Consider the following 26,267-nt stretch of genomic DNA (forward strand, 5'->3'; position numbering starts at 1 on the left):
CTTCAACGGATTGAGGCCACCGGACCATGACGCACCTGTACATCACCGCCCCGCAGCCTGACGACGTGCATGAACTGCTAGCTTTTGAGCAAGAGAACCGCGTTTTTTTCGAGGCCTCGATCAACGCCCGACCCGCCGCGTACTACTGTGCCGAAGGCGTCGCCGAAGCCATCGCCCAGGCTCGACAGGACGCCGAAGCGGATCGCGGCTATCAATTCCTGATCCGTGAAAACTCACAGCTGGTGGGACGCATCAACCTGCACCGGGTGCAGCGCGCCTACTTCAATTGCGCCGAACTGGGCTATCGAGTGGGCGCCCGTTTCAACGGCCGCGGCATCGCCAAGGCGGCGGTGGAGCAAGTCCGGCAACGGGCCTTCGGGGAGTTGCAACTGAGCCGCATCGAAGCCAACGCCCGCCCGGAGAACCTCGGCTCGGTGCGGGTACTGGAGGCGTCAGGGTTCTCCCGCTACGGCCATTCACGCCGCAGCTTCCTGCTGCACGGGCAGTGGTTCGACCGTTTGCATTACGAATGCCATGGGCCGTTGCAACACTGAAACCCTCCGCGTCCGCTGGGCCAGGCGGACGCGAAACTTGAACCCTCAGCGTGACACTCAGCTGGACAGCTGACTGGCGAACTGCCCCACCGCGCCCACCACTTTCTGCGCACCGTCCTGGATCTCGACGATCACCGCGCCAGCCTCCGCCGCCAGGGTCAGGCCCTGCTCGGCTTGCTGGCGACCTTCGGCCATCAGTTCCACCGCCGAGCGGGCCATGTTCTGGTTGTGCCGGACCACACCGACGATTTCATCGGTGGCCTTGCTGGTACGCGAGGCCAGTTGTCGGACCTCGTCGGCGACCACGGCGAAACCGCGCCCCTGTTCACCGGCCCGAGCGGCCTCGATCGCCGCATTGAGGGCCAGCAGGTTGGTCTGCTCGGCAATCCCGCTGATGGTCTTGACGATGCTGCCAATCACCAGGGACTGCTCGTTCAGGGCTTCAATACCGTCACCGGCGTCTTGCATGCACTTGGCCAGGTCACGCATCACGTCCAGGGTTTGGGTGACCACCGCCGAGCCGCGCTGGGCGCTGGTATCGGTTTGCCGGGAGATGCTGTAGGCGATGTCGGCGGCCTCGGCCACCGAGCGTTCCTGGTTCACCTGATCGGTGATCAGGGTGGCGAACTTCACCACTTTGTACAGCTGGCCGTTGGCATCCAGCACCGGGTTGTAAGAGGCGTCGAGCCACACGACACGCCCCTGGCTGTCGATACGCTTGAAGCGGTGGGCGACATATTCGCCAGCGTTCAGGCGCGCCCAGAACTCCTGGTACGACGGCCCCTCGTATTCCTGGGGTTCGCAAAACAGGCGGTGGTTCTGCCCCTGGACTTCATCGAGGCGGTAACCCATGCAGGCCAGAAAACGCGGGTTGGCGGTCAGCACCCGGCCTTGCAGGTCGAACTCGATCACCGCGGTGGAACGCAGCAACGCCGCCATTAGGTTTTCATGCTCGCAGGCGCTTTCCACCGACGCCGTCTGGTCGTTGCAGATCAGCGAGTAGTGGTCCAGGTGCCCGGCGTTGTCATGGACAGCCTGTACGCATGTATGCAACCAGGCGTCGCGGCCGTCGCCCCGCTGCAGGCGCAACTGGCCGATGTAGCCTTCGTTGCGCAACAGCGCCGCCCGGAACGTGCGATACAACTGGATCGCCTGCGTGTGCCGCGAAACTAAATGCTCCAGGGGCTGCCCACAGAGCTGTTGGCCTTCGAAGCCCAGGGTGCGTGTGAAGTTCTGGTTGACCCGACGGATCACTCCCTCGCTGTCCAGTTCGATGCTGAGCACCTGGGTTTCCAGACAGGCCTTGAATTGCTGCAGAGCATTCAGCTCGTCGCTCAAGGTGGCAAGCTGTTGCTTCAAACGTTTGTTGAACATGGATACACCGACAGACTAAGAGTGGATACAGCGACCCTCTTGCCATCGGCGCTGCGTGACCTTTCTCCAAGCCGTGCGCAGCTTTTCAGAATATTCTTAAGACCCCTTCGGAAATTTCCTCAAAGCCATCGTGGCCGGCGAACGCCGTGCCGAGAGGATGAGCGGTGCCCCGTCACCGGGGCCCCACGACTCAGGTCGACAGTTGATTGGCGAACTGACCCACCGCGCTCACCACTTTCTGTGCGCCGTCCTGGATCTCGACGATCACCGTGCCGGCTTCTGCGGCCAGGGCCAGGCCCTGCTCGGCCTGCAGCTTGCCTTCGGCCATCAGCTCCACGGCTTCACGGGCCATGTCCTGGTTCTGCCGGACCACGCCGACGATTTCTTCGGTGGCCTTGCTGGTACGCGAGGCCAGTTGCCGGACCTCATCGGCGACCACGGCAAAACCCCGTCCCTGCTCACCGGCACGGGCTGCCTCGATCGCCGCATTGAGCGCCAGCAGGTTGGTCTGCTCGGCAATTCCGCTGATGGTCTTGACGATGCTGCCAATCACCAGGGATTGCTCGTTCAGGGCGCCGATACCTTCGCCGGCCTCCTGCATGTGTTTGGCCAGATCACGCATGACGTTCACCGCCTCGGTGACCACCGTGGTGCCGCGCTGGGCGCTGTTGTCGGTCTGCAACGAGGTGCTGTAGGCAATGTTCGCCGCTTCGGCCACGGCCAGTTCCTGATTCACCTGATCGGTGATCACCGTGGCGAACTTCACCACCTTGTAGAGCTTGTTGTTGGCGTCCAGCACCGGGTTGTAGGACGCCTCCAGCCAGACCACCCGGCCGTGGGCATCGATCCGCTTGAAGCGTTCAGCGATGAATTCCCCGGCATTCAGGCGTCTCCAGAACGCCTGGTAGGCCGCGCTGTTGTACTCCTCCGGCTCACAGAACATGCGGTGATGCTTGCCCTTGATCTGCGCCAGGCTGTAACCCATCCCGGCCAGGAAACGGTCATTGGCGGTCAGCACATGGCCATTGAGATCGAACTCGATCAGCGCGGTGGAACGCATCAGCGCGCCGATCAGGTTCTCGTGCTCGCGGGAGGCCTCGATGGTGCGGGTCAGGTCGCTGGAAAAGATCGCGAAGTACTTGATCCGGCCCTCTGAGTCGCGAATCGGCTGGGAAATGGCGCGCAGCCAGGCTTCCTCACCGTTGCCCCGCAGCAAGCGCACCGCCCCGGCAAAATGCTCGCCCCGGGCCAGGGTCGCCTTGAAGCGCTGATGGAACTCGTCGTGCTTGACGTGTTCCGGGACGATGTCCTCCAGGGCACGACCCACCAGATCGCCTCCCTTGTAGAGCATTTCCTGGGCGAAGTTGTGGTTGACCGATTGAATCCGTCCATCGGCGCTCAAATTGATCACGAGCATCTCGCTTTCAAGACTTTCCTTCACTTGCTGAAGGCTCGAGAGTTCTTCACGAAGCGCCGACAACTCTTGCTTCAAGCGTTTATTGAACATGAGGATGCACCGGGGACGGGGGGACTGAAAAAAATGGGCTGCTTTGGGCCTAACATCGGCCCTGAAAGTATTTTCTTAATAGCAACTGCGACTTGTCCGACCAAAAAATTTCAACGGCAGGCAAAGCCCGTCGATACGGGGCTTTCGCCGAAGATTCATCGCCGCGTTGGAGCGCGTATAGTCGGCTTCTGGAAATTCCACGGCGATCGACGGAGTTGGACTATGGACGCAACACGCAAGGCACTTTTCCAGCAGGCGGCAGCCCGGATCGGCCACAGTTTCGAAGGCGAGATGCGCATTGGCGGCAACTATGTGCCGGCGGTGCGTAACGGTGATGAGGTCTATGTCAGCGGGCAGATCCCGCGCATCGACAACACGGTGATGGTGGTCGGCCGGGTGGGTGCCGAGACGTCCCTGGAGCAGGCCCGGCACGGGGCACAGATTTGTACCCTGCGAGCCCTGGCGATCCTGGAACAGATGCTCGGCGACCTGCAGCGGATCAAGCGCATTCTGCGAATCAACGTCTATGTGCAGAGCGCGGCGGACTTCACCCAGCAGAGCGAAGTGGCGGATGGCGCCTCAGAGATCCTGTATTCGGTGTTTGCCGAGGCCGGCGTGCACACACGCACTTCGCTGGGGGTCTATCAGTTGCCGAAAAACGCCTCGGTGGAAGTCGACATGATCGTTGCCCTGCACCCCGAGCCAGGCGACGCCTGAGGGCGCGACACCGAAGTCAGCTGCCGTTGTTGCGGCACTGACCCACCACCTGATATTCGATGGTCTTGAGCTGACCGGCGGAGTCTTCATACGTCATGCGCGAGGGCACCACCTCGCAGGACTTGGCCGCAGGCGTCACATTGACCACCCTGGCGATATCCAGCGCCATGCCATAGCGGTAGCTCTGCACCACCGGGGCCGGTTTGCCCTGGCTTGCGGCATAGCGCTCCATGGCCTTCTGGTTCTCCAGCATGGCGCGGGTAAAGGTGCGATCACCACCGCCCTCGGCCAGGGCCAGGGCAGAAATGGACAGCAGCAACGCGGCGATACTCAAGTTGAACAGCTTCATGACAGTTTCCTCGTCCAGTTGACTCCAGCGAGGATAAGGAACCGACCCTGTCAGAATGATCGCGGGCACATTACTTATCTGTAATGCCCCTTCAGGCAACTTCCCTCCCATTGCCATCGCCCCTGTTCATGGGGGTTTCAGAGGCTTTGGCCGAGCGCTACCAGCATCCTTTCTTGCACAATTGTAATCACCGGGTCACCTCGCCGTTATCGACTGTTTGCAACTATCGACAGCGACTTTCAGGGCGCTTCTGCGCCGGTCAGTCCCCCCAATAAGAACGCCTCTGGCGATATAAAAGTTGATAGCTGCCAACACTCAGGAGCGACCCCATGCGAATCAATCCCCCTCTGTCCCTGTCCGTGCTTGCCGCGGTACTGGGGCTGTGTCCCGTGGCGGCGGTAACCGCCGAGGAACGACCCGAAGGCTTTGTCGAAGGCAGCCGCCTCGACCTGTTGCTGCGCAACTACTACTTCAACCGCGATGATCGCAAGGGCCAGTCCAGCCCCACCGGCAACGGTTACTCCGAAGCCTGGGCCCAGGGCCTGATCGGCAAGTTCGAGTCCGGCTTCACCCAGGGCACGGTCGGCTTCGGCATCGATGCCTTCGCCATGTACGGCCTCAAGCTCGACTCCGGCAGCGGGCGCAGCGGCGGCCGTGGCTCCTTCGGCATGCTGCCGGTGAACCACGACAACGAGCCCGCCGACGGCTATGGCAAGGCCGGCGGCGCGGTGAAACTGCGAGCCCTGGACACCGTGGTGAAAGTCGGCGACGTGTTCCCCAAGACGCCGGTGGTGCATTACGGCGACTCGCGCCTGCTGCCGGAAAGCTTTCGCGGGGTGACCCTGGAAAACACCAGCCTCGACGGTCTCAACCTGCAGGGCGGGCGCCTGCACGCCATGAGCCAGCCCGACAGCAGCGGCATGCGCGACGGCTTCGCCACCTTCTACGCGGGCAAGGTCGACTCGCCCTGGGTCGGCTACTTCGGTGGCGACTACAAGTTCAACCCCAACCTCAGTTTCAGCCTCTACAGCAGCCGCCTGAAAGACGCCTGGGATCAGTACTACTTCGGCACGGCGGTGAACTACCCGGTGTCCGACGACCTGACCCTGTTCAGCGGTTTCAACTATTACAAGGCTGTGGACGAGGGCAAGAAACTGCTGGGCGAGTTCGACAACAACATCTGGAGCGCCAAGGTCGGCGCCACCTATGGCGCCCACACCCTGGCCCTGTCGCACCAGCGCAACAACGGCAACGACGACTTCGACTACCTGCGCCAGTCGGACTCGATCTTCCTCGACAACTCGATCCAGTACAGCGACTTCAACTCGCCCAAGGAGCGTTCGTGGATGGTCCGCTACGACCTCGACATGCAGACCTTCGGCATTCCCGGTCTGTCGTTCATGACCCGCTACGCGCGCGGCAGCGACGCCGACTACAGCCATGCCAACTCGGTGTACATGCGCCGCGACGCGGCGGGTGATCCGCTGACCGATCAGCGTCGCTGGGAGCGGGACATCGAAGCCAAGTACGTGTTCCAGGGCGGCACGCTCAAGGACCTGTCCCTGCGCATCCGCCAGGCGACCATCCGCTCCAGTCAGTTCGAGTCCGACCTGGAAGAATTCCGACTGATCGTCGAGTACCCCCTGGCCCTGCTCTGATGTACCTGGCCGGGCAGGTTGACGCCTGCCCGGTGTTAAAACTTCTTCACAGACGCATGGCTTTCAGAACTGTAATATCGGCCTCACCTTCTCGTTAGGTTGGCCTCCATATACTCCTGAACACACTCGAATCCGCCGTGATTCCCCCGGCCGGCGAGCTTGTCAGGAGAAACACCATGGGTCCCACCCGACTATTGTTGATCGGCCTTCTGGCCACTACCGGCTCCGCCGTCTGGGCATCTGATGGCAGCGAACGCCCACAGCAGGTCCGCGACACCTTCCTCGCCAGCCAGGAACAGATTCACGGCAACGCCAGTCAGCAAACAGCCGCGGCTGGCACCGGCACTTCCCCTCGCGACGCTGGCGCATCCGCTACGGCCGAGGAAGATATTTAACGGCGATGGCCTACCGAGCACATTCATCTCTTGAAGCGTTTTTTTGATGCTCCTTTGGAAAGAGATGAATTTTTAGCGTCCCGCATGGGGCGCTTTTTTTTGCCCGAGAATGGCCGGCCATGCTGGGCTTTTTCAGCCGCTGCCGCAGGCTGCGAACACCTGCGCAGGAGGCGCCGTTCTTTACCGCGCTGAAGGTCCTGCGGACCTTTGCGCAGCTTCGCCTTGGCTCAGCAGCGGCTACAGGGATGCAAGAGAGACATAGGTGTTAACGAGATACATCTGTTAACAGGCCGAGCCAGGACTAGCGTGAAGGGATCATTCCAGCACAGGGAGAGCCGGGTAATGCAATTCCGATCCAATGGTTATCGCCTGCTCAAAGGACGACACACACAGATCGGTAGAATCTACGCGATAACCGCCGTGACCGAACAGCGACGCCCGATGTTCAGCGACTTCTACCTGGGGCGGCTGGTGGTCGAACAAATCAGGGCCCAACACGAAGCGGGACTCATCCACTCCCTGGCCTGGGTGGTCATGCCTGATCACATTCACTGGTTGTTCCAACTGCAGAAATGCTCGCTGGAAGAGTCCTTGTGCCGGCTCAAGTCACGAAGCGGGCGCAACATCAACCAGCGCCTTAACCAGCGTGGTCGACTGTGGCAAAAAGGGTATTACGAACGGGCCATCCGTCGCGAGGCAGACCTCAAGGCGCTTGCCCGCTACATCATCTACAACCCGGTTCGAGCGGGACTGGTCCAGCGCGTGGGCGACTATCCCCTCTGGGATGCCGCCTGGCTCTAACCCACCCGCCCTGTAGCCGCTGCTGAGCCCGCGAAGCTGCGCAAAGGTCCGCAGGACCTTGCCTGACGATCCCCCGCCGAACTCGCAGCGGCCTCAAGAACGCCGCGGCCCTTCGTGCCGTTCGCAGCCTGCGGCAGCGGCCACACAAATCTCGGATCGGCACTGGCCCTGTAGCCGCTGCTGAGCCACGGCGAAGCTGCGCAAAGGTCCGCAGGACCTTGCCTGACGATCTCCCGCCAACCCCGCAGCGGCCTCAAGACCGCCGCGTCCCTTCGACGGAGTGCCGCCCAGCCCGCTCACAGCCTGCGGCAGCGGCGACAGGCGCTAGTCCTCTTCCTTGCGGTGCGCCCATTGGTACAGCGCCGGCAAGACCAGAAGGGTGAGGATGGTGGACGACAGGATGCCGCCAATCACCACGGTCGCCAGGGGCCGTTGTACTTCGGCGCCAGTGCCGGTGGCCAGGGCCATAGGAATAAACCCCAGGGACGCCACCAGCGCGGTCATCAGCACCGGACGCAAACGGGTCAGGGCGCCTTCGTGAATGGCCGTGGACAAGGGGCGCCCTTCCTCGCGCAGGTTACGGATAAAGGCAATCATCACCAGCCCATTGAGCACCGCCACCCCCGACAAGGCGATAAAACCCACCCCCGCCGAGATCGACAGCGGAATATCCCGCAACCACAGGGCCATGATCCCGCCGGTCAGGGCAAAGGGAATGCCGGTGAACACCAGCAGGCCGTCCTTGAGGTTGTTGAACATCATGAACAACAACCCGAACACCAGCAGCAGCGCCACCGGCACTACCACTTGCAGGCGCTGGGACGCCTCCTGCAATTGCTCGAACTGGCCGCCCCAGGTGGTCCAGTACCCCGCCGGGACCTTGACCTTCTCGCCAATCAACGCCGTGGCTTCCTCGACAAAGGAGCCGATATCCCGCCCGCGAACGTTGGCGCTGACGATCACCAGGCGCTTGCCGTTCTCACGGCTGACCTGATTGGGGCCCAACACCAGATCGAGGCTGGCCACTTCCGACAGGGCGATAAAACCGATCTGCCCGTTGGCCGTGCCCGCGGTCGCCGGGATCGGGATCAGCAGCCGCGACAGGCCGTCAATGTCGGTACGCAGTTGGTCCGAGAGACGCACCACCATGTCGAAGCGCCGGTCGCCTTCATACAGGGTGCCGGCCTGACGCCCACCCACCGCCACTGCGATGGTGTCTTGCACATCGCCCACATTCAGGCCGAATCGCGCCGCCTTGTCGCGGTCGATATTGATGGTCAGCACCGGCAGGCCGGAGGTCTGCTCGACCTTGACTTCCGAGGCACCGGACAAGCCCTGCAGGGCCGTGGCGATTTCATTGGCGGTCTTGTTCAGCACGGTCATGTCGTCACCGAACACCTTGACCGCCACATCGCTGCGCACCCCGGAAATCAGCTCGTTGAAACGCAGTTGGATCGGCTGCGACAGTTCATAGGCGCTACCCGGCACCAGGGCGCTGGCGCGCTGGATATCGGCAATCAATGCCTCCCGGGACTTGCCCGGGTCCGGCCATTGCGCCTTGGGCTTGAGCATCACGTAACTGTCGGAAATATTCGGCGGCATCGGGTCCGAGGCGATCTCCGCGGTGCCGGTGCGGGCAAACACCCGCTCGATCTCCGGCACCTGCGCCAGCAGGGTTTTCTCCAGACGCTGCTGCATGTCCACCGACTGCGTGAGGCTGGTGCCGGGCACCCGCAGAGCCTGTTGGGCGAAGTCGCCTTCGCTGAGGCTGGGAATGAATTCACTGCCCATGCGGCTGGCCAGCACACCGCTGCCCAGCAGGATCGCCGCGGCCGCCGCGAAGGTCGTCGCACGATGGCCCATGACCCAGTCCAGCACCGGGGCGTAGCCACGCTTGGCGCTGCGCACCAGCAGGTTTTCCTCTTCCTTGACCTTGCCGGTGACGAACAGCGCAATGGCCGCCGGGACGAAGGTCACCGAGAGGATCATCGCCCCCAGCAGGGCCATGACCACGGTGAAGGCCATGGGGTGGAACATCTTCCCGGCCACCCCGGTCAGGGCGAAGATCGGCAGGTACACCACCATGATGATCAACTGGCCGAAGATCAGCGCACGCCGGGCCTCCTTGGCCGCGGCAAAGACTTCATGCAGGCGTTCGGAGCGAGTCAGCATGCGGCCGTGGTGCTGCTGGGCATGAGCCAGGCGGCGGATGGCGTTCTCCACAATCACCACCGCGCCGTCGACGATGATGCCGAAGTCCAGGGCGCCGAGGCTCATCAGGTTGGCGCTGACCTTGTTGCTGAACATGCCGGTGAAGGTGAACAGCATCGACAGTGGAATCACCAGGGCAGTGATCAGCGCGGCGCGGATGTTGCCCAGGAACAGGAACAGAATCACGATCACCAGCAACGCGCCTTCGAAGAGATTCTTCTTCACCGTGGCGATGGCTTTTTCCACCAGGTTGGTGCGGTCGTACACCGTGACCGCCACCACCCCTTCGGGCAGCGAGCGGTTGATCTCTTCGAGCTTTTTCGCCACGGCCTGGGACACGCTGCGGCTGTTCTCGCCGATCAGCATGAACACCGTCCCCAACACCACTTCCCGGCCGTTCTCGGTGGCCGCGCCCGTACGCAGTTCGCGGCCGATCTGCACCTGGGCGACATTGCGCACGCGGATCGGCGTGCCGTCGCTGCTGCTGATGACGATGTTGGCGATGTCCTCGATGGACGCCAGTTGCCCCGGCGCACGGATCAGCAACTGCTCGCCGCTGCGCTCGATGTAGCCGGCGCCGACGTTGGCGTTGTTGCGCTCCAGGGACGTCACCAGATCATTCAGGGTCAGCTTGTAGGCTGCCAGGCGCTTGGGGTCCGGAGCGATCTGGTACTCCTTGGCGAAGCCGCCGATGGTGTTGATCTCCGCCACGCCCTGCACGTTGCGCAGTTGCGGCTTGATGATCCAGTCCTGGATCACCCGCAAGTCGGTAGGGGTGTAGGGCGTGCCATCTTCCTTGCGGGCACCGTCCTCGGCCTCCACGGTCCACAGGAAGATTTCCCCCAGCCCGGTGGAGATCGGCCCCATCACCGCCTCCACGCCTTCAGGCAATTGCTCACGAGCCACTTGCAGGCGCTCGTTGACCAGTTGCCGGGCGAAGAACAGGTCGGTGCCGTCCTTGAAGATCACCGTCACCTGGGACAGGCCCGAGCGCGACAGCGAGCGGGTCTGCTGCAACCCTGGCAAGCCGGCCATGGCGGTCTCGATGGGAAAGGTGATGCGCTGCTCGGTTTCCAGAGGCGAAAACCCTGGCGCTGCGGAGTTGATCTGCACCTGGACGTTGGTGATGTCGGGGACCGCGTCGATCGGCAGCTTCTGGTAGCTGGCGATGCCGACCCCGGCCATCAGCAGCACCGCCAACAGGACGATGATGCGCTGTTCGATGGCGAATTGAATGAGGCGCTCAAACATGGGAAATCACTCTGTGCTGTGACCGATCAATGGCCATGGTCGGCCGAGCCTTTGCCCAGCTCGGACTTGAGGGTGAAGCTGCCACCGGTGGCGACCCGGGCACCGGCGGCCAGGCCTTCGCGGATCTCGACGAAACCGTCCTGAGTGGCCCCGGTGACCACCGGCGTGGCCTGGAAGCCCTCGGCCACCCGGACAAACACCGAAGGCCGGTCTTCCACGGTCTGGATCGCCGTCTGCGGCACGCTGACCGGCGCTTCGAAGGCCTCGGTGGCCACTTGCACCGAGACGAACAGCCCCGGGCGCCAGGCGTCATCGGGGTTGGCCAGGGTCACCCGCACGGTGGCGGTCCGGGTCTGCTCCCCCAGCAAGTTGCCGACGTAGGCCACCTGGCCCTGGACCTGGGTCCCCAGCTCACTGGAGCTGACATGCACCGCCTGACCGACCCGGACTTTGTCCAGGTCCTTGGGAAACACCCCGAAGGTGGCCCAGACCCGGGACAGGTCCGACAGGGTGAAAGCGGCGCTGGTTTCGCTCACCACTTCGCCGACGCTGAGGTGTTTCTCCACCACCACGCCATCGAACGGCGCGCGCATTTCATAGCGATTGCCCCCCACCAACTGCGCACTGCCACTCAGGGCATTCATCTTCTGCCGGGCATTGTCGAGGGCGATTTGCGCTTCTTGCAGGGTCTGCCGCGCCAGCAGGTAATCCTGCTCGGCGGAGATCTGGTCGACCCACAACTGGCGTTCACGCTCGAAAGTGGTACGGGCCAGTTCCACCCGCCGCCCGGCAGCCGCCAATTCACTGCGCAGGTCAGACACCTGCTGGCTGGCAATGACCGCCAGCAACTCGCCACGCTTGACCGCCTGACCGAGATTGACCTGCACCGACTCCACCACGCCGGCAGCCCGCGGCACGATGTGGGAGGTGCGATCCTCGTCAAAGCGGATTTCACCCGGCAGGCTGAGCAGGCGGTTGAGGCGCCGGGGCCCGGCCTCGGCCAGCTCGATACCGGCCGCCTGGATCTGTTCGGGGCTGAGCTCCAGATGCCCTTCAGGTTCGTCTTCGCCATGCCCGGCCGGCTCTGCCACTGCAGGTGCCTGGGTGCGGGCGGGGGTGGCGAACAGGTCCGGCAGCAGCAAGGCCGCCGCTCCCAGGCCGACCACCGCTGAAATGGCCATGACAAGGCTGCGTTTTTTATCCATGGGTGCTCCTGACAATCGATGTTCGGCAGCGCGAAACGCGCCTTACGAGGTAGGCGGAAAGAAAAGTTCGTCGAGAGCCCGGTGCCATTCATGGACGCACCAGTGCCGGGGCGGCTCATCCGGCGGCGCCAGCGGTGCACCGCTGCAATCGCTGACCAGCAGGGCGGCCAGGCACGCGAGGCCCCTCAACCAGGCTTTCACCAACGGCTGAGGTCGCCGTAGATGCGTTCGATCCGCACCCAGGCATCGGTGGTTTGCGCCACGGCGGCAAGGTACTGGCTGCGAGCGCTGATCAAGGTGCGCTGGGCATCCAGTACTTCGAGGAAGCTGAACTTGCCCATCTCGAAGCCCCGGGTGGCACTGTCCACTGCGCGCTGGGCCGCAGGCAGGATGATCTGGTTGAACGACTGCACCTCGCCCCTGGCGGTGCTCCACTGCTCCAGGGCCTGGCGGGTTTCGCTGCGCAGGCGCAGCTCGGTGGCGTTGCGCAGGTCCCGGGCCTGATCGGCGCGCCGGGCGGCGGACAGCACATTGCCCTGGTTGCGGTTGAACAGCGGCAGCGGCATCGACAGGCCCACCAGGTTCACCCGCTCGCGGGCACTGGCGTCGTACTGACTGCCTACGCTGACGTCGAGGTCGGGAATGCGCTGGGCTTTTTCCAGGCCCAGGGACGCCTCGCGCTGGACAATCTCCTGCTCCGCCAGACGCAGCTCCGCGGTCTCCTGCAACCGATTCAGCAATTGCGCCGAAGCCGGCGGAGTGACCACCGCCAGCGAGGGCTCCTGCACGGCGGCAAAGTTCGTGGTGGCAGCGCCTGTGATCCTGGCCAACTGCCGATAGGCATTGTCCTGCTCCATCTGGCCACGATTGAGTTCCAGGCGAACTTCTGCCAACTGCACCTGGGCCCGGGTGGCCTCCACCGGCGAGGCCTTGCCGGCATTGACCCGCCCCTGGGCCACCGTGACACCGCGCTCGGCCAGGGCCAGGGAACGCCCGGCCAGTTGCGTGCGCTCCTGGGCCCGCAGGGCGGCGTAAAAAGCCTCCAGGACATCGGCCCGCAGCTGGTTGCCCCGTCGCTCCAGTTCCAGGGCCGCCAGCGCCTGGCCGCGGCTGGCCAGCTCCACCCGAGCGCCGCGCTTGCCTCCCAGTTCCAGCGCCTGGCTGAGTTTGACCGAGGTGGTGCGGGTATCCCTGCGGGTGTCCTCGGCATCCACCGACAGCACCGGGTTGGGCATCAGCCCGGCCTGTTGGCGAGCGCCCTGGGCGATCTCGATCTCCCAGCGTGCGGCGGCCAGTTCGGGGTTGTTGGCAAAGGCATTGGCCAAGGCGCTATCCAGGCTCAGCGCGGGTGGCTCGGCAGCACTCGGAGACTGCGCCAGCAGCGCCAGCAGCAGCACCGCAGAGCAGCGCCAGGCTGCCCGGGGAAGTGTTCTCGGGAAAGTCGGCATAACAGGTTCCGGCCCCTATAGAGGCAAAGTTTCTGCGAAAGTGCAGCGGAACATATCGGTGGTTATTCAACAGCGCCCTGGCCGATATGGAACTGCAACAGTTCGCCCATTGACTGGGAGAGTTTCAATATCGACCAAGGGTAACTTTCGCTGCTTATCAGCAGGGTGGCGCAAAGATTACAAATCCGTTAGCAAAGGCTCTGCATCAACGTTCTGTATTAACATTCCGCCATCCAAAGACAATGCCAGACGCACTTTAAAACGCTCCAAACAAAGTTAAAGGCGTCTCAAGCTGCCTGCATGAAAGTGCACTTTTAAATTATTAATCCAGCCATTTACAGCAACTTTCTTTTACTGCCCCTTATCGCCGAGAACCTCATCAGCATGCGTATCCTGGTTATCGAAGACGAACTTAAAACTGCCGACTACCTGCATCAGGGACTGACTGAAAGTGGATATGTGGTGGATTGTGCCAATACCGGCGCGGATGGCCTGCACCTGACCCGCCAGCACGCCTACGACCTGGTAATCCTGGACGTCAACCTGCCGCAGATCGACGGCTGGGGCGTGCTGTGCCAGATCCGCCAGGACAGCAACACCCGGGTAATGATGCTCACGGCCCAGGGACGGCTGGCGGACAAGATCCGAGGGCTGGACCTGGGGGCCGATGACTACCTGGTCAAGCCGTTCGAGTTCCCCGAACTGCTGGCCCGGGTCCGCACCCTGATGCGCCGCAGCGAACAGGCAGCGGTGCCCGACGTGCTCAGGGTCGCCGACCTGGAACTGGACCAGGGCCGGCACCGGGCCTTTCGCGGTAAACAACGCATCGATCTGACCACCAAGGAATTCGCCCTGCTGCACCTGCTGATGCGTCAGAGCGGCGTAGTGCTGTCCCGGACCCAGATCATCTCCTTTGTCTGGGACATGAACTTCGATTGCGACACCAACGTGGTGGAAGTCTCGATCCGCCGCTTGCGAGCGAAGATCGACGACCCTTTCGAGCGCAAACTGATCCACACCCTGCGGGGCGTGGGCTACGTACTCGAAGAGCGCGACTGAGCCGCACGATCGCCTCGCCGGCCAGACCACCTTTTTGCTCATGCATCTGCTGATGCCCCGCCGGCTCCACCTGCTCGACCTCGATCCCGTCCGGCACGCCTTGCAGGAGCAGGTACATGCTCTCCCTGGCAACAGCTCTGTAGAATGCCTGCTCCATTCTCAGCGCAAGGGACCGACATGCCTCATCAGCCTTGGATCTTTGGCCTTGTCATCGCCGTACTCGCCAGTACCGCTGGCTGGGCGCCTGCCCAGGCCGCAGCACTGGACTGCGAGCACATCAGCGTCAGCGAACAGATCGATCGCTGCGCCCGGCAGGACAAGGATCGCGCCGACGCTGCGCTCAACCAGAGCTATCAGGCACTGCTGGTACGGGTCCACAACCTGTATCCCGGCAGCCTGCTGCAAGAACAGGAATACCTCGGCAAATTGAAGAATGCCCAGCGTGCCTGGATCAAATACCGCGACAGCAGCTGCGTGCTGGAGGCCTTCGAAGTGGAACCGGGCAAGCCGGCCCACGTCACCCTGATCAACCGCTGCGTGACCCGCCTGAGCAACGAGCGCACCCGCTACCTGGACCAACTGCTACCCAAATAATCGCACCCGCTGAAGAAAATTCGCGAAGCTGATCAGTAGCCCCCATCAGGTTGCGCCGATGGGTGCCGAGCCTCGCCCACGCGCCCACCAAAGTAGCCGGCACTGGCCACCCCCACCGCCCCCATCACCGCGCAATAGATCACGCAGATCCATGGGCTCCAGGGCATCAGGGCAATCAGCAACAACGGCGTGGTGCTGGCCCAGAGGGCATAGGCGATGTTGTAGGTGAAGGAAATGCCCGAGACGCGAATCCGCGGTGGAAACAGGCTGACCATCACCGATGGCACCGCCCCCACCACCCCGCAGCCCAGGCCGGCGATGGCGTAGGCCAGGCCGATCCACTCACCGCCGCTGATCAGGCAGCCATAGAGCACGGCGATGCCCAGGGGCAGCAGCAGGCTGTAGAGCATCACCGTGCGCCAGGCGCCGAGGCGGTCGACGATCAGCCCGGCCAGGATGCAGCCGATGTTGAGGAAAACGATGCCCAGGCTACTCAGGGCAAAGGTATGGCTGGCGCTCATGCCGAAGCTCTTCTGCATCATGGTCGGGGTGATGACCACGAACACCACCACCGCCGAGGTCAGCACGCAGGTGAGGATCAGCGCCGGCAGGATCGCCAGCCGGTGCTCGCGCAGCACGGTGCGCAGGGGTAATTCGCCGGCGCTGTCGCGTTGGTTCTGCAGGGCCACGAACACCGGGGTTTCACTCAGCCAACGGCGCAGCCAAACGCCGATCACGCCAAACACCCCGCCCAGCAGGAAGGGGTAGCGCCAGGCGTGATCGAGGATTTCCTCGGGGCTGAAGACCCGCGCCAGCAGGGTCGCGGTCAGCGCGCCCAACAGGTAGCCGAAGGTCAGCCCGGCCTGGAGAAAACCCAGGGCATAGCCGCGATGGGCCCGTGGCGCGTGCTCGGCGACAAATACCCAGGCACTGGGCACTTCGCCCCCCACGGCAGCGCCTTGCAGCACGCGCAGCGCCAACAGCAGCAAGGGCGCGAAGTAACCGATCTGGGCATAGGTGGGCATGAGGCCGATCAGCAGGCAAGGCAGCGCCATCATCAGGATGCTCAGACTGAAGACCTTCTTGCGCCCCAGCCGGTCGGCGAAGTGGGCCATGAGAATGCCCCCCAGGGGCCGGGCCAGGTAGCCGGTGACGAAGATCCCGAAGCTTTGCAGCAGGCGCAGCCATTCGGGCATTTCCGGAGGGAAGAACAGCTGGCTCAGGGTCAGGGCGAAAAATACGAAGATGATGAAATCGTAGATTTCCAGGGCGCCGCCCAGGGCGGCCAGGCCCAGGGTCTTGTAGTCGGCGCGGGAAAAGCGCGCCGGCGACGACTCAGTGGAAGGGGTCATAAAAGCAACTCGGAGGGTGGCAATCAGCAAGGCTGCACATGGTCTATGCAATCGTCCCGAGGAACAACCATCAGTCGTTGGCGACCCGGGCTATAGACGAGCCCTTGGCCATGGCGATGGCGGCCTGGATCGCGGCGCGGGCCTGGGGGCTGTTTTTCCAGCAGCTGGAGCCCACCAGGGCTGAAGCCTGGGTAACGATATCCAGGGCATCGGCGGCGGCCAGCTGGCTCAGGGAAATGATCCCCAATTGCTCCAGGCGCCCCACCACTGTGGGCCCGACACCCTTGACCTTGAGCAGTGCGGCGCGTTCTTCGGGGGAAAATGACATCGGCTTTGAGTCCTTTGCAGTCCGTGGCAATTGCCGCATTCTTGCACAGTTCTCGGCCGCCTCAGCCTGGGGCGGCCGTCTTCCTTATAAACATAAGAAATCCGAGGTACTGACGTGGCCGCTGATATTCAAGATAGCCGCTCCGCCCGCTTTGCCCTGCGCTGTTCGAACTGGGCTGAACGCTGGTTTCCCGATTCCTGGGTGTTCGCCGCACTGGCGGTGATCATCGTCACCCTGGCCACCCTGGCCATGGGCGCCAAGCCCACCGACGCCGCCATGGCCTTTGGCGACGGTTTCTGGAGCCTGATTCCCTTCACCATGCAGATGGCCTTCGTGGTCATCGGCGGCTATGTGGTGGCCAGCTCGCCGCCAGCGGTGAAGCTGATCGACAAGCTGGCGCGCATTCCCAAGAACGGCCGCTCGGCGGTGGCCTGGGTGGCGCTGATTTCCATGGTCGCCTCCTTGCTCAACTGGGGCCTGTCCCTGGTGTTCGGCGGCCTGCTGGTACGGGCCCTGGCCCGACGCACCGAACTGCGCATGGATTACCGCGCCGCCGGGGCGGCCGCCTACCTGGGCCTGGGCGCTGTCTGGGCCCTGGGGCTGTCGTCCTCGGCCGCGCAGTTGCAGGCCAACCCCGGCAGCCTGCCGCCGTCGATCCTGGCCATCACCGGGGTGATTCCTTTCACCCAGACCATCTTTCTCTGGCAGTCGGGGGTGTTGCTGCTGGCCCTGATCGTCGTCTCGCTGATCGTCGCCTACGCCACCGCCCCGGGGCCCAACAGTGCCCGGGATGCCCAGGCCTGCGGGGTCGACCCGAGCTTCAGCATGCCCAAGCCGCAACCGCGGACCCGCCCCGGCGAGTGGCTGGAGTACAGCCCGTTGCTGACCATTCTCCTGGCGCTGCTGGCCGCCGGCTGGCTGTATCACGAGTTCGCCACCAAACCGGCGATCACCGCGATCTCCGGGCTCAACACCTACAACTTCCTGTTCCTGATGGCCGGCGCCCTGCTGCACTGGCGCCCGCGCAGCTTCCTCGATGCCGTGGCCCGGGCGGTGCCCACCACCACCGGGGTGCTGATCCAGTTTCCGCTATACGGTTCCATCGCCGCGCTGATGACGGTGGTCAAGGGCGTGGACGGCCAGACCCTGGCCCACCACATCTCGACCTTCTTCGTGCAGATCGCTTCCCACGACACCTATGCCCTGCTGATGGGCCTGTACTCGGCGGTGCTGGGCTTCTTCATTCCGTCGGGCGGCGGCAAGTGGATCATCGAAGCGCCTTATGTGATGCAAGTGGCCAATGACCTGCAATACCACCTGGGTTGGGCCGTGCAGATCTACAACGCCGCCGAGGCCTTGCCGAACCTGATCAACCCCTTCTACATGCTGCCGCTGCTGGGAGTACTGGGCTTGAAGGCCCGGGACCTGATCGGTTTCTCCTTCGTCCAGTTGCTGGTGCACACCCCTCTGGTGCTGGTCCTGCTCTGGGCCCTGGGCACCACCTTGGCCTACTTGCCGCCCGTGATCCCCTGAAGGCTTGCCGAGCCCGCTCCGCCAAGTCGGAGCGGGCCTGTGGATAAGTCTTTTTCGACGCGGATTTCAGACTTTTCAGAGGCCATCGCAGTGGACTCCTGAAGCATTCCTGTAGTCTTTGCGTCATATTCGGTTGTTACCGTGCCACCGAAATAGTTTGTAACGAATTTCCAGATCGACGTGCAAGGAGCCGACATGAGCGACGATACCGACCAGCGCGACACCCCCGAAACCAACGCCGACCAACCCACTGACACCAGCCGCCGCCGCTTCCTTGGCGGCGTTGCCGTTCTTGGGGTCGGCGCCACCCTGAGCGCCTGTAGCAAGCCCGGCGAACCCACAGGCAAACCGGATGCACGTCCGCTCTCCCCCACTGAGCTGGACAAGGCGCTGCGCGATCAGGTGAAGAACGTGGTGGTGCTGTTCGCCGAGAACCGCAGCTTCAACAACCTGTTCGCCAACTTCCCCGGCGTGGAAAAACCGCTGTCGGCCCTCAAGCCCGAAGCGTTCCAGCAACGGGACCGCGATGGCAGCCTGCTGTCGAAACTGCCGCCCATCTGGGGCGGCATCCTGCAAGTGGGGCCACAGACCCTGGACGGCATCACCTATCCGGTGGAAACCCAGTTCCAGGAAAACCTGCCCAATGCGCCATTCGCCCTCAAAGGCCCCAGCGGCGAGGACCTGCCCCTGGGCCTGGTGACCCGCGACCTGTGGCATGTGTTCTACCAGAACCAGATGCAGATCAACGGCGGCAAGAACGATGGCTTCGTGGCCTGGGCCGACTCCGGTGCCCTGACCATGGGTCACTACGCCCAGACCCGTTACTCCCTGCGCCTGTGGGATGTAGCGCGAGAGTTCGTGCTTTGTGACAACTTCTTCCAGGGCGCCTTTGGCGGCTCCTTCCTCAACCACCAGTACCTGATCAGCGCCAAGGTGCCGTTCTACCCCGACGCGGCCAACTCGGTGGCCAAGTCGCAGATCGCCACCTTGCAGGGCGACGACCCCAAGGGCACGCGCCTCAAGCCCCTGGACAAGTCCCCGGCCAGTGCCATGGACGGTGCGCCGCAGTTCGGCCCCAGCGCCCTGACCCCGGACGGTTACGCGGTCAATACCATGGCCCCGCCCTACTGGCCGACCTGGATCCGCGACCCGGAGCGCCCGGACTACGCCAAGCCCGATCTGCCCAGCGTGCTGGTGCCCCAGACCCACGAACACATCGGCGACAAGCTGTCGAAGAAGAACGTCGACTGGGCCTGGTACGGCGGTGCCTGGCAGGCCACTCTGGAGCAATTCAAGGATTCCGGCGGGATTCCCAAGATCCCCAACTTCCAGTACCACCACCAGCCGTTCAACTACTTTGTGCGCCAGGGCCCGGAGAATCCGGCCGAGCGTGCCAAGCGCCTGCGCAACGGCGGCCTGGGGGACGAGTCGAGCACCAACAAGTTCTTCGCCGACGCCGAGGCCGGCAAGCTACCGGCGGTGACCTTCTACAAACCCCAGGGCAACCTCAACCTGCACGCCGGCTATGCCGACGTAGCCGCCGGCGACCGGCATATCGACCGGGCTCTGAAAGTGCTGCGGGAAAGCCCGCAATGGAAAAACATGGTGGTGATCGTCACCGTCGACGAAAACGGCGGCTGGTGGGACCACGTGGCGCCGCCCCAGGGTGATCGCTGGGGCCCGGGCACGCGGATTCCGGCGCTGGTGGTGTCGCCGTTCGCCCGCAAGGGCACGGTGGATCACACGGTGTATGACACGGCCTCGATCCTGCGGCTGATCACCCGGGTGTTCCAGCTGGAAACCCTGGACGGCATCAAGGAGCGTGATGAGGCCATGATTGCCCGGGGCCAGAAGCCCATGGGCGATCTGACCAACGCCCTGCACTTCAGCGTCTGACCCCGGCGGGGCCCGCAACAGGCCCGCCAGCCACCGCAGAACCGAAGCTCAAGATCCGCTTCGGCTCTGCGGCACCGGCGCCAATAATAGCTATGTGATATCACGCACTTTACCCATCCACCCGACGGGTAATATCCTGCGCGCCACCTATTTGTTTCATCAGTTTTCCGATTGGAAAGGGAGTTCGTCGTCATGATCGTAGGCATCGACCTGGGGACCACCAACAGCCTGGTGGCGGTCTGGCGCGACACCGCCAGTGAGCTGGTGCCCAACGCCCTGGGCCAGCTCCTGACCCCCAGCGTGGTGGGCCTGGACGATGAGGGCCGGGTGCTGGTGGGCCAGGCCGCCCGGGAACGCCTGCACACCCATCCGCAACTGACCACCGCACTGTTCAAGCGCTACATGGGCAGCGCCACCGAAGTGCGTCTGGGGGATCGTCTGTTCCGCCCGGAAGAACTCTCGGCCCTGGTGCTCAAGAGTCTCAAGGAGGATGTCGAGCGCACCTACGGCGAGCCGGTGGAAGAGGCGGTGATCAGCGTGCCGGCCTACTTCAGCGACGCCCAGCGCAAGGCCACGCGGATCGCCGGCGAGCTGGCCGGGCTCAAGGTGGAAAAGCTGATCAACGAACCCACTGCCGCGGCCCTGGCCTACGGCCTGCACCAGCGCGACAAGGAAACCTCGTTCCTGGTCTTCGACCTCGGTGGCGGCACCTTCGACGTGTCGATCCTGGAGCTGTTCGACGGGGTCATGGAAGTCCGCGCCAGCGCCGGTGACAACTTCCTCGGCGGCGAAGATTTCGACAGCCTGCTGCTGGAGCACTTCATCGAACAGCAAGGCCAGGCGGCGGACTTTCCCGAGCGCCAGAGCGTGCTCCAGGCCCTGCGCCGGGAAGCCGAACGGGTACGCCGTGCCCTGGGCCAGGAACCCAGCGCCGAGTTCAGCCTGCGCGTCGATGGCCGGCAATGGACCCAGACCATCACCCAGGCGCAGTTGGCCAACCTCTACACGCCCCTGCTGGAACGCCTGCGGGCCCCCATCGAGCGGGCCCTGCGCGATGCGCGAATCCGCGTCAGCGACCTGGATGAAATCCTCCTGGTGGGCGGCGCGACCCGCATGCCCCTGGTACGCAAGCTGGCGGCCGGATTGTTCGGGCGTTTTCCGTCCATCAGCCTCGACCCCGACGAAGTGGTGGCCCAAGGCGCGGCGGTCCAGGCCGCCCTCAAGGCACGCTCCGCGGCCCTGGAAGAAGTGGTCCTGACCGACGTCTGCTCCTACACCCTGGGCATCGAAACCTCCCAGCAGTACGGCAACCAGATCGAGGGCGGGCATTACCTGCCGATCATCGAGCGCAACAGCGTGGTGCCGGTGAGCCGGGTCAAGACCGTGCAAACCTTGCATGACAACCAGGAACAGGTGCTGCTGAAGATTTTCCAGGGCGAGAGCCGCCTGGTGCGCGACAACGTCGCCCTCGGCCAACTGGAAATGCAGGTGCCCAAGCGCCCGGCCGGTGAAGTCTCGCTGGACGTGCGCTTCACCTACGACATCAACGGCCTGCTGGAAGCCCAGGTGAGCATTCCCCTGACCGGTGAGAGCCGTTCCCTGGTGATCGAGAACAACCCCGGCGTGCTCACCCCAGAGGAAATCCAGCAGCGGCTCAAGGCCCTGGAGCAACTGAAGGTTCATCCCCGCGACCAGCAGGTCAACACCCTGCTCAGCGCCCGGCTGGAACGTCTGTATCAGGAAAGCCTGGGCGAGTTGCGTGAACAGATCGGCTATTGGGCCGGGCAATTCCAGCAAGTGCTGGACACCCAGGACGAGCGCAAGATCCGCGAAGTGCGCAACCAACTCAGTGAACAGTTGCAGAGACTGGAAAACGGCCACTGGCACTGAGGAGCGGCGACATGGACTGTTGGACCCTGCTGGAGCTGCCGGACGATGCCGATGAGCGCAGCATCAAGCGCAGCTACGCCAAACGCCTGAAAACCACCCGTCCCGATGAGGATGCCGAAGGCTTCCAGCGTCTGCGCGAGGCCTACGAGCGGGCGCTGCAACTGGCTCGCTGGCGGGAAGAGGAAACCGACGACTGTTCCCCCGAGCCCATCGCCTCTGCTCTGCCTGCGGACAACCTGCAGGCCTGGTCGGGCCTGGTAGAGATGAGCCCGAGCCTGGCCCCCATGCCAACAGCCGCTGTCACGCCAACACCGGCACAGAGCCTACTCAAGGGCCTGACCCTGGAGAACCTGCCGCAACGCTGGCCAGAGGCCCAGGCCCAACAATGTGCCCAGGACTTCCAGAACCTGCTGCTGGAGCACTGCTGCAACCACCCCGAACAGCGCGCGCCCCTGGTTGAGTGGGCGGTTCAACATCTGGAATGGCTGACGCCCTGGCAAAGCCTGTCGATGAGCGACGCGCAACAACGCTCGCTGGTGGGAGCCCTGCTGGGCTATTACCGCCAGACCCTGAAAGACCAGTTGCAAGCCAACCAGGAACGGGCGTTCCTCGCGCAACTGACGCACTACAGCGAACAGCTCTGGCTGCAGATTTTCGATCATCGTCTGCAATGGCAAAGCACCGTGCTGATGCTGCTCAACGAACAGCAGTGGAGCGTGCCCCTGTTCGAGCGGGTGTGCCAGGCATTCGGCTGGGATGAACAACGCGGCGCCATCCCGGAGCCGGCCTGGGTCTGGCAACACCTGGTCCAGCGCTGTCAGCAGGAAACCTTCTACCAGGAGCTGCAAAACAAGCTGCAACAGGAACACAGCTGGGCCCCTGAGGTACTGGCGGCGCAACTGCTCGCCAAGCCACTGTCCCCGCGCCAGCAGCGCAACCTCACCCGCGGCTTTACCCAGAATGAATGGCAAGCCTGCCAGGAGCTGGCACAGACCCTGACCTGGCGCTTCCCGCAACTGATCGAGCGCCTGCCCCAGCGTGACGTGTTCTATTGGCAGAAATTCATGCCGCAACCCTCCACCACAGGGGAAACATGGGTCCGGGCCTGGGCCGGCATCGGGCTGGCGTTCACCCTCTTTTTCATTCAGGAACGCCAGGACCCGCCGTTGCTGGCGGCCATCATGGCGGCCTTGTGCGGCTGGCTGGCGGCGGTGCTCGGCCTGTTGGCACTGAGTGCCTGGAACGCCCTGGCGTTGCGCCTGCTGGATCTGGACCTGTGGCTCAGTGAACGCCTGATCCCCAAACAACTGCACAGGCCTCCCTATCGAAGGCTGCTGCGCCACGGCGTGCCCTTCCTGGCCTTGCTGGCGCTGTTCGCCTGCCTGCTCGGCGTGCTGGGGATGCTGACCTATCTGGGCTTCAGCCTGATTGGCGCCCTGCACCACAAGCGCATCGGCCACATGAGCGAAGCCTTCAGACTCAAGCATCCCTGGCTGAGCGTCTTGCACTGGTCGAACTTCAGCCCCTGGCAACCCGTCTTCTTGTTGCTGATGGTGGTTGTCATCCGGGCGTGCCAAGTGTTCTACCCGGCCTTCCCGCTGACCCGGTTGATCCCGGGCTGAAGCCTGCACATGGGGGACAGATTTTTTCTCCGCTGTCTTTCTCTATCCACGGCGGTGTTCCAGTATGAGCAGCCCCCGTGGAGGGGTTCACGCTGAAAAGGATCTGAGCATGTTCAAATTCGCAGGAATCACCCTGGCCCTGGCGGCGGCCGCGCTGAGCAGCAGCGCCATGGCCGATGTCGAGGTCGATCTGGGCAGTCCGCAACGCGTTACCCAACTCTTCGCCTACCCCAACAATTGCAACGTGATCTGCTATCGCAACTGGACCCTTGAGCAGACGGTGGAGCACTACCTGACCCAGAGCGTGCAGCGCGATGGCTACAGCGCGGCCAAGGTCAGCGTGAAAACCGCCAACGACAAGGTTGTCGCCTCCATCAGCGGCGTGCCCGAGGGCTACGACAAGCCGTTGAGCGCCCTGCTCGATGCCGGCGACCTGGCCTATAAAGGCGCCAGCCAGCTCAATGCCGATGGCAAATGGGCCTACAGCTGGTACCTGTTCCTGCCTCTGGGCATGGCCCTGGAAAACCGCAAGAGCGTCGAGCTGCTGCACTTCCCGCCGGACTATTCATTGACCCAGGCCCAGGACTATCTGGAGTCGGCCACCACCGACCGCTGGGCCACCCTGCTCACCGTCAACGGCATTGCCGCAGAGCAAACGCCGGCGTACCAGACCATTGTCGACATCGCACCGATCGCCGCGCCATCGAGTGCCGGCAAGGACCTGGAAGGGGTCTACAGCTACTTCAACAACTACCAGACCACCATGGTCAAGCAGGTCAGCCAGAACGCCAGCGGCGCGGCCTTGCCGATGGTGGCTTTCGGTGCGCCCGTGCGTAACTGGCTCAAGCAGCAATATGGGGTCACGGTGAATGTGCTGGGCCTGGCGCAGATCAGCCCCAGCGAAGGCGTGAAGGTGCCGGTACTGGGCTCCAACCACCCGAGCTACATCTGGTACGCGGCGGACCCGGACAACTATGACAACGACGAGGCCAAGGCCGACGCCGCAGGGCTGAAAGTCATGGGGCAGGATTTGAGTGCGGCCTGCTGGCAGGCCGGTATGGGCAGCAAGCCGGGGACGGACCCGAGCACCCTGCTCAGCAGTTGCACCCAGACCTGGCAGGTGACGCAAAAAGAGCAGACCTGCGAGTTGTTCTACACCTCGGTACGCAAGCTGACCGAGCAACAGGCCGCGGCCAAGTGCAGCAGCGCACCGGTCACGACCCAGCTCAAGCAGCTCAAGGCACCGGCACCGGCGCCAAGCACCGAGGTGCCGCACCTCTGAAGTCCGCCACTGGCCGCTGCGCCTTCACGCAGCGGCCAGCCCGCATTCAGACGGCGCCGAGGGGACGCAGGCGATATTGCGGTGGCAGTTGTTCGAAACCGCTGATGGTCGTGTCCAGGCTCTTCCAGCGACCGTCCTTGATCCCGTAGATGCAACCGTGGATCGACAGGCTCTGCCCGCGATGCCAAGCGTTCTGCACGATGCTGGTATGGCCGACGTTGGCCACTTGCTGGATCACGTTCAGTTCGCACAGGCGGTCGACTTGTTCTTCTTCCGTGGCCAGTTGTGCCAGCGCCTCGCGGTGCTCGTAGTACAGGTCACGAATCGAACGCAGCCAGCCATCGATCAGGCCAAACTGGCGATCCTGCATCGAGGCGCGCACGCCGCCGCAACCATAGTGGCCGGTGACCAGGATGTGTTTGACCTTGAGTACATCCACCGCGTACTGGATCACCGACAGGCAATTGAGGTCGGTGTGCAGCACGACGTTGGCCACGTTACGGTGCACAAACAGGTCGCCCGGCAACATGCCGACGATCTCGTTGGCTGGCACCCGGGCGTCCGAGCAGCCGATCCACAGGTACTCCGGAGTCTGCTGGCGGGCCAGCTTGGAGAAGAATTCCGGATCTTCCTGCTTGATCGCTTCGGCCCAACGCGCGTTGTTATCAATCAGATCTTGTAGTTCGTTCATGCTGTGAAGCCTCAAGAATGATGCGCAGCTTTGACAGACGAGTGTCTGTCGAGGTCACGCCAATAACGGCAGATACCGGTTATCCCTGCCGGGGAATCTTCACCGGGGCTGTGGGTCCACCCTGCAAGCCCCTAAAAGTATGAGCAATCGCCATGACCGAATCACGACGCCCCTTCAACGCGCCCCAGCCCGAGCCGATCGACGATGATCAGGATCGCATGGGGTCCATGGAGGAACTGCATTTCGATGACGACGAACCCGGCGCCCTAAGCAGCACCGGCCTCACCAGCGACGGCTCCAGCGACGACGACCTGAGCCCGGAAACCCTGATCCGCGAGGATGGGGCCCGTTCTGCCCGGGAAATCGGCGCCGATAAACCGGCGGACTGGGATCTGAGTATTGTCGATGCCACGGACATTGGGGGTGGCAGTGGTCTGGATGAAGCCGAACTGGCGCGCCGCGACCCGCTGGACGGCAAACCCTGAGCTCGGCGCCACATTTAATGACGCCATCTTCCGCAGGAGCCGGCTTGCCGGCGAAGAGGCCCTCA

22 protein-coding genes and 2 pseudogenes are annotated in these 26,267 nt (G+C 63.5%); 13 read left to right on the forward strand and 11 right to left on the reverse strand.

The window, feature by feature from the left end; all coding sequences use genetic code 11:
* The first annotated feature begins 26 nt into the window (after positions 1 to 26).
* Positions 27 to 554: a GNAT family N-acetyltransferase gene (locus WIN67_RS25885; RefSeq protein WP_102880963.1), complete on the forward strand. Its 528-nt coding sequence runs from the start codon at positions 27 to 29 to the stop codon at positions 552 to 554.
* A 57-nt stretch (positions 555 to 611) separates the two neighbouring features.
* On the opposite strand, the gene WIN67_RS31230 is transcribed toward WIN67_RS25885, so the two are convergent.
* The 4 genes and pseudogenes from WIN67_RS31230 to WIN67_RS31245 all read right to left on the reverse strand — a co-directional run.
* Entirely contained in the window at positions 612 to 1,157 is a 546-nt protein-coding gene (locus tag WIN67_RS31230) for a methyl-accepting chemotaxis protein (protein ID WP_422394728.1), read from the reverse strand.
* Positions 1,155 to 1,928 (reverse strand): annotated as a pseudogene (locus tag WIN67_RS31235) (PAS domain-containing protein); the annotation flags it as partial. The pseudogene WIN67_RS31235 and the gene WIN67_RS31230, both read right to left, overlap by 3 nt.
* A 190-nt stretch (positions 1,929 to 2,118) precedes the next feature.
* Positions 2,119 to 2,550: a methyl-accepting chemotaxis protein gene (locus tag WIN67_RS31240; RefSeq protein WP_253085032.1), complete on the reverse strand. Its 432-nt coding sequence runs from the start codon at positions 2,548 to 2,550 to the stop codon at positions 2,119 to 2,121.
* 114 nt (positions 2,551 to 2,664) lie between these two features.
* A pseudogene (locus WIN67_RS31245) lies at positions 2,665 to 3,435 on the reverse strand (PAS domain-containing protein); the annotation flags it as partial.
* A gap of 222 nt (positions 3,436 to 3,657) precedes the next feature.
* On the opposite strand from WIN67_RS31245, the gene WIN67_RS25900 reads away from it, so the two are divergent.
* Complete coding sequence (locus WIN67_RS25900) at positions 3,658 to 4,152, forward strand: RidA family protein (protein ID WP_102860208.1); 495 nt, start codon at positions 3,658 to 3,660, stop codon at positions 4,150 to 4,152.
* Between the two features lie 16 nt (positions 4,153 to 4,168).
* Here WIN67_RS25900 and WIN67_RS25905 read toward each other — a convergent pair whose 3' ends face one another.
* Positions 4,169 to 4,501: a DUF2790 domain-containing protein gene (locus WIN67_RS25905; protein ID WP_102860207.1), complete on the reverse strand. Its 333-nt coding sequence runs from the start codon at positions 4,499 to 4,501 to the stop codon at positions 4,169 to 4,171.
* 329 nt (positions 4,502 to 4,830) lie between these two features.
* Here WIN67_RS25905 and WIN67_RS25910 point away from each other — a divergent pair, with 329 nt between their 5' ends.
* From WIN67_RS25910 to WIN67_RS25920, 3 genes are all read left to right on the forward strand, one after another.
* The gene (locus WIN67_RS25910) at positions 4,831 to 6,159 is read left to right on the forward strand and encodes an OprD family porin (RefSeq protein ID WP_102880966.1); all 1,329 of its coding nucleotides are present in this window, start codon (positions 4,831 to 4,833) and stop codon (positions 6,157 to 6,159) included.
* A gap of 176 nt (positions 6,160 to 6,335) precedes the next feature.
* Entirely contained in the window at positions 6,336 to 6,554 is a 219-nt protein-coding gene (locus tag WIN67_RS25915) for a hypothetical protein (RefSeq protein ID WP_102880967.1), read from the forward strand.
* 342 nt (positions 6,555 to 6,896) lie between these two features.
* Positions 6,897 to 7,355: an REP-associated tyrosine transposase gene (locus WIN67_RS25920; RefSeq protein ID WP_170004413.1), complete on the forward strand. Its 459-nt coding sequence runs from the start codon at positions 6,897 to 6,899 to the stop codon at positions 7,353 to 7,355.
* A 324-nt stretch (positions 7,356 to 7,679) separates the two neighbouring features.
* On the opposite strand, the gene WIN67_RS25925 is transcribed toward WIN67_RS25920, so the two are convergent.
* From WIN67_RS25925 to WIN67_RS25935, 3 genes are all read right to left on the reverse strand, one after another.
* Positions 7,680 to 10,817, reverse strand: coding sequence for a CusA/CzcA family heavy metal efflux RND transporter (locus WIN67_RS25925; protein ID WP_273906654.1), 3,138 nt, complete (start codon positions 10,815 to 10,817; stop codon positions 7,680 to 7,682).
* A 26-nt stretch (positions 10,818 to 10,843) separates the two neighbouring features.
* Positions 10,844 to 12,022, reverse strand: a complete 1,179-nt coding sequence (locus WIN67_RS25930; protein WP_339070223.1) for an efflux RND transporter periplasmic adaptor subunit — start codon at positions 12,020 to 12,022, stop codon at positions 10,844 to 10,846.
* Positions 12,023 to 12,219: 197 nt separating this feature from the next.
* The gene (locus WIN67_RS25935) at positions 12,220 to 13,470 is read right to left on the reverse strand and encodes a TolC family protein (RefSeq protein ID WP_339070224.1); all 1,251 of its coding nucleotides are present in this window, start codon (positions 13,468 to 13,470) and stop codon (positions 12,220 to 12,222) included.
* A gap of 384 nt (positions 13,471 to 13,854) precedes the next feature.
* On the opposite strand from WIN67_RS25935, the gene WIN67_RS25940 reads away from it, so the two are divergent.
* Positions 13,855 to 14,529, forward strand: coding sequence for a heavy metal response regulator transcription factor (locus WIN67_RS25940; RefSeq protein ID WP_102860200.1), 675 nt, complete (start codon positions 13,855 to 13,857; stop codon positions 14,527 to 14,529).
* A gap of 177 nt (positions 14,530 to 14,706) precedes the next feature.
* Entirely contained in the window at positions 14,707 to 15,123 is a 417-nt protein-coding gene (locus WIN67_RS25945; protein WP_339070225.1) for a lysozyme inhibitor LprI family protein, read from the forward strand.
* Positions 15,124 to 15,155: 32 nt separating this feature from the next.
* Here the strand turns inward: WIN67_RS25945 and WIN67_RS25950 are convergent, their stop codons facing one another.
* A complete protein-coding gene (locus WIN67_RS25950; protein WP_339070226.1) occupies positions 15,156 to 16,475 on the reverse strand; it encodes an MFS transporter in 1,320 nt (439 codons plus the stop codon).
* 70 nt (positions 16,476 to 16,545) lie between these two features.
* The gene (locus WIN67_RS25955) at positions 16,546 to 16,803 is read right to left on the reverse strand and encodes a Pathogenicity locus (protein ID WP_102880974.1); all 258 of its coding nucleotides are present in this window, start codon (positions 16,801 to 16,803) and stop codon (positions 16,546 to 16,548) included.
* A gap of 114 nt (positions 16,804 to 16,917) precedes the next feature.
* On the opposite strand from WIN67_RS25955, the gene WIN67_RS25960 reads away from it, so the two are divergent.
* From WIN67_RS25960 to WIN67_RS25980, 5 genes are all read left to right on the forward strand, one after another.
* Positions 16,918 to 18,336 (forward strand): short-chain fatty acid transporter, encoded by a 1,419-nt coding sequence (locus WIN67_RS25960; protein ID WP_102860196.1) that lies wholly within the window; start codon positions 16,918 to 16,920, stop codon positions 18,334 to 18,336.
* 195 nt (positions 18,337 to 18,531) lie between these two features.
* Complete coding sequence (locus WIN67_RS25965; protein WP_339070227.1) at positions 18,532 to 20,232, forward strand: acid phosphatase; 1,701 nt, start codon at positions 18,532 to 18,534, stop codon at positions 20,230 to 20,232.
* Between the two features lie 192 nt (positions 20,233 to 20,424).
* On the forward strand, positions 20,425 to 22,122 hold the full coding sequence (locus tag WIN67_RS25970) for a molecular chaperone HscC (protein WP_170004423.1): 1,698 nt from the start codon (positions 20,425 to 20,427) through the stop codon (positions 22,120 to 22,122).
* A gap of 11 nt (positions 22,123 to 22,133) precedes the next feature.
* On the forward strand, positions 22,134 to 23,744 hold the full coding sequence (locus WIN67_RS25975) for a J domain-containing protein (RefSeq protein WP_339070228.1): 1,611 nt from the start codon (positions 22,134 to 22,136) through the stop codon (positions 23,742 to 23,744).
* A gap of 109 nt (positions 23,745 to 23,853) precedes the next feature.
* A complete protein-coding gene (locus WIN67_RS25980; RefSeq protein WP_339070229.1) occupies positions 23,854 to 25,026 on the forward strand; it encodes a hypothetical protein in 1,173 nt (390 codons plus the stop codon).
* 46 nt (positions 25,027 to 25,072) lie between these two features.
* Here the strand turns inward: WIN67_RS25980 and can are convergent, their stop codons facing one another.
* A complete protein-coding gene (can, locus tag WIN67_RS25985; RefSeq protein ID WP_016963568.1) occupies positions 25,073 to 25,717 on the reverse strand; it encodes a carbonate dehydratase in 645 nt (214 codons plus the stop codon).
* A gap of 152 nt (positions 25,718 to 25,869) precedes the next feature.
* On the opposite strand from can, the gene WIN67_RS25990 reads away from it, so the two are divergent.
* Positions 25,870 to 26,202 (forward strand): hypothetical protein, encoded by a 333-nt coding sequence (locus WIN67_RS25990; protein ID WP_047306113.1) that lies wholly within the window; start codon positions 25,870 to 25,872, stop codon positions 26,200 to 26,202.
* Positions 26,203 to 26,267: the final 65 nt, after the last annotated feature.

Source organism: Pseudomonas idahonensis (genome assembly GCF_037903935.1).
Taxonomy (GTDB): domain Bacteria; phylum Pseudomonadota; class Gammaproteobacteria; order Pseudomonadales; family Pseudomonadaceae; genus Aquipseudomonas; species Aquipseudomonas danubii.

Excerpts from the sequence above, each read along its gene's own strand:
- WIN67_RS25885 (WP_102880963.1), top strand. The coding sequence starts at position 27 with ATGACGCACCTGTACATCACCGCCCCGCAGCCTGACGACGTGCATGAA.
- WIN67_RS31240 (WP_253085032.1), bottom strand. The coding sequence starts at position 2,550 with ATGCGTGATCTGGCCAAACACATGCAGGAGGCCGGCGAAGGTATCGGC.
- WIN67_RS25900 (WP_102860208.1), top strand. The coding sequence starts at position 3,658 with ATGGACGCAACACGCAAGGCACTTTTCCAGCAGGCGGCAGCCCGGATC.
- WIN67_RS25905 (WP_102860207.1), bottom strand. The coding sequence starts at position 4,501 with ATGAAGCTGTTCAACTTGAGTATCGCCGCGTTGCTGCTGTCCATTTCT.
- WIN67_RS25910 (WP_102880966.1), top strand. The coding sequence starts at position 4,831 with ATGCGAATCAATCCCCCTCTGTCCCTGTCCGTGCTTGCCGCGGTACTG.
- WIN67_RS25915 (WP_102880967.1), top strand. The coding sequence starts at position 6,336 with ATGGGTCCCACCCGACTATTGTTGATCGGCCTTCTGGCCACTACCGGC.
- WIN67_RS25920 (WP_170004413.1), top strand. The coding sequence starts at position 6,897 with ATGCAATTCCGATCCAATGGTTATCGCCTGCTCAAAGGACGACACACA.
- WIN67_RS25925 (WP_273906654.1), bottom strand. The coding sequence starts at position 10,817 with ATGTTTGAGCGCCTCATTCAATTCGCCATCGAACAGCGCATCATCGTC.
- WIN67_RS25930 (WP_339070223.1), bottom strand. The coding sequence starts at position 12,022 with ATGGATAAAAAACGCAGCCTTGTCATGGCCATTTCAGCGGTGGTCGGC.
- WIN67_RS25935 (WP_339070224.1), bottom strand. The coding sequence starts at position 13,470 with ATGCCGACTTTCCCGAGAACACTTCCCCGGGCAGCCTGGCGCTGCTCT.
- WIN67_RS25940 (WP_102860200.1), top strand. The coding sequence starts at position 13,855 with ATGCGTATCCTGGTTATCGAAGACGAACTTAAAACTGCCGACTACCTG.
- WIN67_RS25945 (WP_339070225.1), top strand. The coding sequence starts at position 14,707 with ATGCCTCATCAGCCTTGGATCTTTGGCCTTGTCATCGCCGTACTCGCC.
- WIN67_RS25950 (WP_339070226.1), bottom strand. The coding sequence starts at position 16,475 with ATGACCCCTTCCACTGAGTCGTCGCCGGCGCGCTTTTCCCGCGCCGAC.
- WIN67_RS25955 (WP_102880974.1), bottom strand. The coding sequence starts at position 16,803 with ATGTCATTTTCCCCCGAAGAACGCGCCGCACTGCTCAAGGTCAAGGGT.
- WIN67_RS25965 (WP_339070227.1), top strand. The coding sequence starts at position 18,532 with ATGAGCGACGATACCGACCAGCGCGACACCCCCGAAACCAACGCCGAC.
- WIN67_RS25970 (WP_170004423.1), top strand. The coding sequence starts at position 20,425 with ATGATCGTAGGCATCGACCTGGGGACCACCAACAGCCTGGTGGCGGTC.
- WIN67_RS25975 (WP_339070228.1), top strand. The coding sequence starts at position 22,134 with ATGGACTGTTGGACCCTGCTGGAGCTGCCGGACGATGCCGATGAGCGC.
- WIN67_RS25980 (WP_339070229.1), top strand. The coding sequence starts at position 23,854 with ATGTTCAAATTCGCAGGAATCACCCTGGCCCTGGCGGCGGCCGCGCTG.
- can (WP_016963568.1), bottom strand. The coding sequence starts at position 25,717 with ATGAACGAACTACAAGATCTGATTGATAACAACGCGCGTTGGGCCGAA.
- WIN67_RS25990 (WP_047306113.1), top strand. The coding sequence starts at position 25,870 with ATGACCGAATCACGACGCCCCTTCAACGCGCCCCAGCCCGAGCCGATC.